Raw genomic sequence first — 6,846 nt, forward strand, 5'->3', positions numbered from 1 at the left:
GTTCTGTCTCGTAAATAGCTAGTCATTGGAGTAGACTCGAGACGTGACACGTGCTGCCGCACCACTGGTGCTCGAACCCGGCCAGCGGGAACTGCTGGAGTCTCTTGCGAAGTCGCGTACGGTCGCGCATCGGCTGGTGCAGCGGGCGCAGGTGCTGCTGCACGCTGCGGACGGGATGTCCAACGCCGACAACGCGGCGCTGGCCGGGGTGACCCGGATGACGGTGCGGGCATGGCGGTCCGAGTTCGCCGAGCGTGGGCTCGCCGATCTGGGCAAGGTCGCGCCGGGTCGTGGCCGTAAGGCGTCGATTCCGCAGGCCACGATCGATGAGATTGTGGAGTTGACGCTGCACTCGAAGCCGCAGGGGGCGACGCACTGGTCGTGCCGGTCGATGGCGGCCAAGGTCGGCGTGAGCCCGGCGACGGTGCAGCGGGTGTGGGACGCCCGCGGTCTCAAGCCGCACCTGGTGGAGACGTTCAAGCTGTCCAACGACAAGCGGTTCGAGGAGAAACTCGTCGACGTCGTGGGCCTGTACCTGAACCCGCCGGACAAAGCCGTCGTGTTGTGCATGGACGAGAAATCGCAGATCCAGGCACTGGACCGTACCCAGCCGAGCCTGCCGCTCAAGCCCGGTCGGGCCGGCACGATGACTCACGACTACAAGCGCCACGGCACCACGACCCTGTTCGCGGCGCTGGGCGTGCTGACCGGCAAGGTCATCGGTAAGTGCTTCGCCCGGCACCGGCACGACGAGTTCCTGCGGTTCCTGCGCACGATCGACACCACGGTGCCCCGCACGTTGCAGATCCACCTGATCGTCGACAACTACGGCACCCACACCCACCCGAACGTCAAGGCATGGCTGGCCAAGCATCCCCGCTTCCACCTGCACTTCACCCCGACCAGCTCGTCCTGGCTGAACATGGTCGAGCGCTGGTTCGCCGAACTGACCGACAAGATGATCCGCCGCGGGGTGTTCCACAGCGTGGACGACCTCGTCACCGCGATCGAGGACTACCTACGCGTGCACAACGACGACCCGAAACCATTCGTCTGGACCGCCACCGCCGAATCGATCCTGGCCAAGGTCCGACGTGGACGAGTAGCCCTCCAACAAGCGACTACTCAAAACTGAGACAGAACACTAGCTCTTGGTCAGCGCCTTCCGGCTCTGGCCAGGGCGATCTCCGCCTGGTTGGCCAGGGTGGTAACAAGGTCGGCTGCCGACGGCAGATCGGTGATGAGGTCGACGGCTTCGCCGGCCCAGACCGGCAGTGGGGGTATCACGCCTCGTGCCACGTCGTTCTGGTAGTCCTCCCGCACCTGAGGGTCTGCGACGAGTTCGGCCTCACGGCCGCGCCACCGGTCCAGGTAGGGATGGCCGAGGGTGCGCGCGGGGTACTTCGACGGCCATCGCGATCCGCGAGCGATGTCGAGCACGGTGTTGCGCTCGGTGTCGTCCCCTCGCCCTTCGACGATTGCCTTGGTGATCATGGGGTCAACCAGGGCCTCTGTGGTGGCCTGGAAGCGGGTGCCGATCAGGGCGCCGGCAGCACCCAGGGCCAGGGCTGCGGCGAGGCCGCGCCCGTCGGCGATGCCACCGGCCGCCAACACCGGCACCGGGGCCGCGAGATCCACCACCACGGGTACGAACGGCAGTGTGGACCGACCCCGCCGGGCACCATGGCCACCGGCCTCGGTGCCTTGCGCCACAATGACATCGGCGCCTAGGTCCACGGCCTGCCTGGCCTCCTCCAGATCGGTGACCTGGATGATCAGGACGGCCTCCGCTTCGCGGACAAGTTCCACGTACGGGCTCGGGTCGCCGAATGACAACATGACCGCGTGGGGACCGTACTCCAATGCACACGCGACCGCACCGACGTCGATCCCCCAGGTCAGGAAGCCGACGCCCCACGGCTGATCGGTACGCGAAGCGACGATCCGCGCCTCACGATCCAGCCACTCCCGATCTCCGAAGGCCGCACCGAGCATTCCGAGGCCACCACTGCTGGCGACAGCCGCCGCCAGGGCACCACCGGCCGACCCGCCCATCGGGGCCAGGGCGATCGGGTGCCGTATCCCGAACAACTCCGTGAACTCCGTCGACAACGCCATGCTCGCATCATCGCCTTGTCTCGTTGGATCTGACAGCACGGCTCCGGACCGGACTCCGCGATCTTCCGACCGCGTCAACCAGGGGCTGCACACCTTGACCATCTCGGATAGTGTCCGACCAACCACGCACTGGCGATGCCTCGCCTCGTGGGCAGGCGCGTCGAAACCGCGTGCGTCAGCATGGCCGGTAACCGGGGAGGACCGAATGGCCAGCATCGAGGAAGTCAAGGCAGCGCTCATCCAAGCCGCCGAGCAGGGATCGAGCAGCCTGAACCAGATTCGCGCCGCCTCCGAGCAGACCGAGCAGGTGCTCACTCGTCTCCGGGCCGTCGCCGCCGGCACCGGGCATCCGAAGGTCGCCGAGGCTATCCAGCGCGCCGAGCAGACCAAGCAGCGCCTGGCCGAGGCGGCCACCATGATCCAGGGCAGCGCCGCCGCAGCCCGCGAATACGTCAGCGTGCTCGGCTGATCCCGGCATCGCACGATGAACATCGACGAGGTCAAGCGTACGATCCAGGACGGTAACCAGGTCGCGAAGTCAGGCAGGGCAACCTTGGAGCAGCTGGATAGTGAGGTCGCCGCCACGGAGGCGTATGCGCGCATCACCATCCACGACAGCCAAGATCAGGACGCCCAGGCTGGCCTGGAGATACTCGCCGGATTCCATCGCGAGACCGAGTTGACGGTCCGCCGTGTCGACGCTGCCGTCGACCACGCGAACGCCTATCTGGGCACGATCGGATGACCGCATCGGTCGCCGAGGTCGTGGCGCAACTCCTCCACGTGCGCGAGCGTCTCGCCGCCGCCGCGATTACCGCCACCCGCGCCCAAGCGGATGCCGAGGAGGCCCACGGCCGGTACGCCGAGGCTGCGTCAGGTAGCGACCACCCACAACTACAACAAGCCCTTGCCGATATCAGTACCGCAAGCGAGAAGGCGGCAAGGCTCGCCCGCCTGCTGACCGAAGCGCGGACCCGCTTCACGGCCTACATCAACAAAATCGCCCCGGGGTCTGCCCAAGACTCGGACGTATCAGAGGCAGAGATGCCGTCCGGCGAGCGCCTGCTGAGCGAGGCCGAACGACGTGGGCGTAAGGCCGACATGATCTGGCGCAAGCAGCTGCAAAAGGCCGAGGACACCGAGTCCACGTTGAAGCAGGTCGAGGACGGCGGGAAGGCGGTCCTCAGCTACTTCCGGCAGCAGCAGAGCCCACCCGGCGCCACCTCGACCGGCACTACTGCCCCAAAACCCGCCCCAGCCCAGGAGCGCCCGCAGATCGACAATCCGGTCACCGCCGCCATCGTCGCGACCGGAGCCATCGCCGTCGCCGCCAAGTCGACATGGGACCACATCAAGAAGCGACGAGAGAGAAAGAAAGCAGATGACGATCAAGCCTGAGCTGTCCATGTACATCCGGACCCTGGTACGCGGCGACAACGAGGCCCACGACCGGATCCAAGCGCAGCTCGACAACGAAGGCTGGGATGGGTTCCCCCGCTACCTCGCGTCGCTGTTTTTCCTCGCCGTCGACCGCCGCTTCGGCGAGGACGCGACGCCGGCCGACGTGATCAAGTTCGTGGCAGATCTACGCGCTGGGCTGGCTGACGGCGGCCCTGACATCAACGCCGAGGACGCGGAGGCGCTCATCTGGGCAAACATCGACCCGGAGGCCGACTACGACATCGAACCGACGATGATCGGAAAGATCCAGGCCGCCGTCGTCTACAAAGTGCTCACCGATGAGCCCATCTCCGACGAAGACCTCGACGGAGTTCTTACCGAGGCGGTAGAGCTGGCCGCTCGCCGCTGAAAACGTCCTCGCAGTTGGCGGCTGGCGTCCGTCCCCTCGCGACGCCCGCGAACCAGGTCAACCTCGCCACACCGCTGCACGCAAAACCGCACATGGTCCAGCAGGGTGCGACTGGTTTGACACCACTGCTGGAGCGACAACCGACAGATCTACGCTACAGCGGTTGAAAGTCTGGGGTCTGTCGCGGTCATGACGGTTCCGGTTCGAGGCTGAGTCCGGTCTGGGCGAGGAAGCCGGGGATCAGGTCGGGTCGGTACTGGATGCGTTTGAGTCGGTTGCGGATGATCGCGGCGAGGTGGTCTACGCCGTCGACGGTGAGGTTGCCCAGGCTGGACTTCATCGTTGACCACAGGCCCTCGACGGGGTTGAGGTCGGGGGCGTACGCGGGTAGCTGTACCACGGTCAGCCAACGGTGGCGGGCGGCGATGAGTTGCCGCATCGCCGTGCTGGTGTGGGTATTGACTCCGTCCCAGATCAGGATGATCGGGGCGTGGAGTTGGTGGTGCGCGGCGGTGATCAGGGTGGCGTAGTCGTCCTCGGACAGGCTGCGGCGCTCGCCTCTGCGCTGGCGGTGGACACGCAGGCGGTAGAAGACGTGGCCGCGCTGGCCGGGCTTGTAGGCGATCAGTCCGGCGATCGAGACCCGGCCCGAGCCTCTACCCGACACCCGGACGACGGGAGTGTGTCCACGGCGGGCCCAGGTACGGGCCCTGGGCGGGCGTAGGGTCTGTCCGGCCTCGTCCTCGAAGAGGATCCACGCTCCGGTCGTCGCCGCTAGCCTCGTACCTTGGCCCAGGTGGTGGCCCGCCAGTCGGCGATCGCGTCCCCGTCGCGTTGGACGGCCCGGTGTTTGGGTACCTGCGGGGTGTAGCCGATGCGGTGCAGCAGATAGGACACGCCACGCAGGGTGTAGGAGACGTGGAACAGCCGGCCGATCAGGGTGGCGACCCGGGCCAGGGTCCACCGCTGGTCCTCGGTCCAGCCGTGCGCGGCCGGGCCGAGGTCCAACTCAGCCCGCAGCCGCAACACCTGGTCCGGTGAGAGCCGGGAGACGTTTCCACCCGGCCCGGTCGAGGCCAGGGCGGTCATCCCACCCGCGCGCCAGCGGCGCCGCCACTGGTAGACCGACTTCGTCGACACCCGCAACCGGGCCGCGACCTGCGCCGCCGGCACATCCACGGCGAACATCCGCGCGGCCTGCATCCGTACCTGTTCCCGCTTGGCCCGTCCCGCAGCGGACAGGCCACCACTATCGGCGTACCTCACACCCCAGGTATAGATCGACGCCGACCTGCCGTCCATAGTGGTTGGTCACATGTGATCGACCGGACCAGACCCCAGCCATTCAACCGCTGTAGGCCTGACCGCTACGAGGTGTTAAATCTGCAATCTGAAGGCCTTTATACAGCACCACGGCAATGGCGTCTCCGCGTGGCCCAAGACAGAGTCATTGTCATCGTGATGAAGGGGGGCCTGAGCAGGTACGCGGCGGCGTGTCGTTGCCGCAGATATGACGAGGCTCCCGGTAGGACAGCGGTCGACCAAGAACGACCGCCCAGAACGGGAGCTTCGTTGCTGACCTATCCCGCCAGCATCCCGCTGTCCACCCGAAGCCTGGCCCGCCTGATCGAACTGATTGGCGATCGGCGCGCTTAGGGCCTAAAAATGCTAACACAAGCTACGCTACCGCCCACGCCGCGCCGCCCCGATCGCCCGGGCCATCCTCGTCCTTCAAGCTCCCGAGGACGCCCGCTACCCACGATTAAATTGGCTCGATCTCCCCCGCGGCGCCCGCTAACACGAGCCGCGACCACGTCAGATCGTTAAGAGCATCTCGGTTGTCGTTGTCGGATGGCCGACACAACGTCAGTCGCCATGCGTAAACATGAGAGAATTATGCACTTGCGCAATCATTGTCTCGTGATGCGAAAGGAAAGTGAGAGCGTTGGCCGTTTTTAATCAGTCAAACCAAAGCGTTTACGGGACTCAACAAAACGCGGAAACGATTATCAACGACCAGGCCGGCTCTCCAGCATTGCTCGAACTCGCCGAGCGCATAGCGGAGGCAATAAAAAAGATTGAGTTCACCACCGGCAATCCGGAGTTACGCGCCCCAGTCACCTCGGCGCTGACTCGAGCGCACGATGCCGCGACTGGCAACGATCTGCCGACAACCCGCTCATGGTTAGAAGTAGCCGCCAATGCAGCTGGCTCGGCCACAGATATTTACAACCTGGTTGAGTTTTTGGTCAACCTGGCGAATTCATGAACTTTTTCAATCAAGCAAATCAAATTGTTCAATATCAAAACAACGCTGACCAAATTATCAATGCATACGTTAACGGTGGAGACCCGTGCCCGAGTTGCGGGTACGCACCCCTACGATCCCTGCCCCTCGTCTGGGCCGCAAACACTGTAAGAGTTCCCCACGGAATCATGCTACGCTCTCAACTGGCGGAACGCATAATGCCACCGCTCAAACCGTCGCCTCCCCCGCAACACTCGGCTTTGACAATCATTATCGCAGTCGTTGCCATTTCCATCATCTCTTGCTTCTGCCTCGTGGCCGTAGACTTCGTACCAGAAAATGCTGGAAGTATCGCGTCTCTCGTGGGCCTTTTGGCGTTTATAGTGCTCATATGGTGGACGGCGCGACGCCTCCGCTCAGATCTCGTCGCCCAATCGATCACAAACAAAGAATATGCCCGAGAATTGGAGCAATACCGAAACGACGTTCAGCGATGGCAAAGTGGCTATATATGCACTGCGTGCGGGAAGATGTGGACAAGCTGAGACGTGACTGATCAGGTGCTCGTCGGCGGGTTGGTTTGACCTGCGCCGTCTGGTCTGGATCATGGTGGGGTGTCCGGAACGCCATCCGTCGTGGAGCTGCTTGAGCGGCTTGCCGGCTTGGAGGC

General features: G+C 64.5%; 10 protein-coding genes. 6 read left to right on the top strand and 4 right to left on the bottom strand.

The window, feature by feature from the left end:
• The first annotated feature begins 64 nt into the window (after window positions 1-64).
• The gene (locus ABGB21_RS23840; protein WP_347679657.1) at window positions 65-1,135 is read left to right on the top strand and encodes an IS630 family transposase; all 1,071 of its coding nucleotides are present in this window, start codon (window positions 65-67) and stop codon (window positions 1,133-1,135) included.
• 20 nt (window positions 1,136-1,155) lie between these two features.
• Here ABGB21_RS23840 and ABGB21_RS23845 read toward each other — a convergent pair whose 3' ends face one another.
• Window positions 1,156-2,118: a nitronate monooxygenase gene (locus tag ABGB21_RS23845; RefSeq protein ID WP_347679639.1), complete on the bottom strand. Its 963-nt coding sequence runs from the start codon at window positions 2,116-2,118 to the stop codon at window positions 1,156-1,158.
• 205 nt (window positions 2,119-2,323) lie between these two features.
• Between ABGB21_RS23845 and ABGB21_RS23850 the strand changes: the two genes are divergently transcribed.
• From ABGB21_RS23850 to ABGB21_RS23865, 4 genes are read left to right on the top strand one after another with little or no spacing between them, the layout of a single operon-like run.
• A complete protein-coding gene (locus ABGB21_RS23850) occupies window positions 2,324-2,587 on the top strand; it encodes a hypothetical protein (protein WP_347679641.1) in 264 nt (87 codons plus the stop codon).
• A gap of 15 nt (window positions 2,588-2,602) precedes the next feature.
• Complete coding sequence (locus ABGB21_RS23855; protein WP_347679643.1) at window positions 2,603-2,863, top strand: hypothetical protein; 261 nt, start codon at window positions 2,603-2,605, stop codon at window positions 2,861-2,863.
• The gene (locus tag ABGB21_RS23860; protein ID WP_347679645.1) at window positions 2,860-3,516 is read left to right on the top strand and encodes a hypothetical protein; all 657 of its coding nucleotides are present in this window, start codon (window positions 2,860-2,862) and stop codon (window positions 3,514-3,516) included. Before ABGB21_RS23855 ends, ABGB21_RS23860 begins: the two co-directional genes overlap by 4 nt.
• A complete protein-coding gene (locus ABGB21_RS23865) occupies window positions 3,500-3,928 on the top strand; it encodes a hypothetical protein (RefSeq protein WP_347679647.1) in 429 nt (142 codons plus the stop codon). The genes ABGB21_RS23860 and ABGB21_RS23865 overlap by 17 nt, the downstream gene beginning before the upstream one ends.
• Before the next feature lie 187 nt (window positions 3,929-4,115).
• On the opposite strand, the gene ABGB21_RS23870 is transcribed toward ABGB21_RS23865, so the two are convergent.
• The gene (locus ABGB21_RS23870; RefSeq protein WP_347679659.1) at window positions 4,116-4,739 is read right to left on the bottom strand and encodes a transposase; all 624 of its coding nucleotides are present in this window, start codon (window positions 4,737-4,739) and stop codon (window positions 4,116-4,118) included.
• Window positions 4,703-5,194, bottom strand: coding sequence for a winged helix-turn-helix domain-containing protein (locus ABGB21_RS23875; RefSeq protein WP_347657528.1), 492 nt, complete (start codon window positions 5,192-5,194; stop codon window positions 4,703-4,705). The genes ABGB21_RS23870 and ABGB21_RS23875 overlap by 37 nt, the downstream gene beginning before the upstream one ends.
• A 679-nt stretch (window positions 5,195-5,873) precedes the next feature.
• On the opposite strand from ABGB21_RS23875, the gene ABGB21_RS23880 reads away from it, so the two are divergent.
• Window positions 5,874-6,197 carry a hypothetical protein gene (locus tag ABGB21_RS23880; protein WP_347679649.1) on the top strand — a complete coding sequence of 108 codons (324 nt, stop codon included), beginning with the start codon at window positions 5,874-5,876 and terminating at the stop codon, window positions 6,195-6,197.
• 395 nt (window positions 6,198-6,592) lie between these two features.
• Here ABGB21_RS23880 and ABGB21_RS23885 read toward each other — a convergent pair.
• The coding region (locus ABGB21_RS23885; RefSeq protein WP_347679651.1) for a hypothetical protein at window positions 6,593-6,846 on the bottom strand (254 nt) is incomplete at its 5' end.

The sequence above is a fragment of the Plantactinospora sp. B24E8 genome (assembly GCF_039871735.1).
In the GTDB taxonomy this organism is placed as follows: domain Bacteria; phylum Actinomycetota; class Actinomycetes; order Mycobacteriales; family Micromonosporaceae; genus Plantactinospora.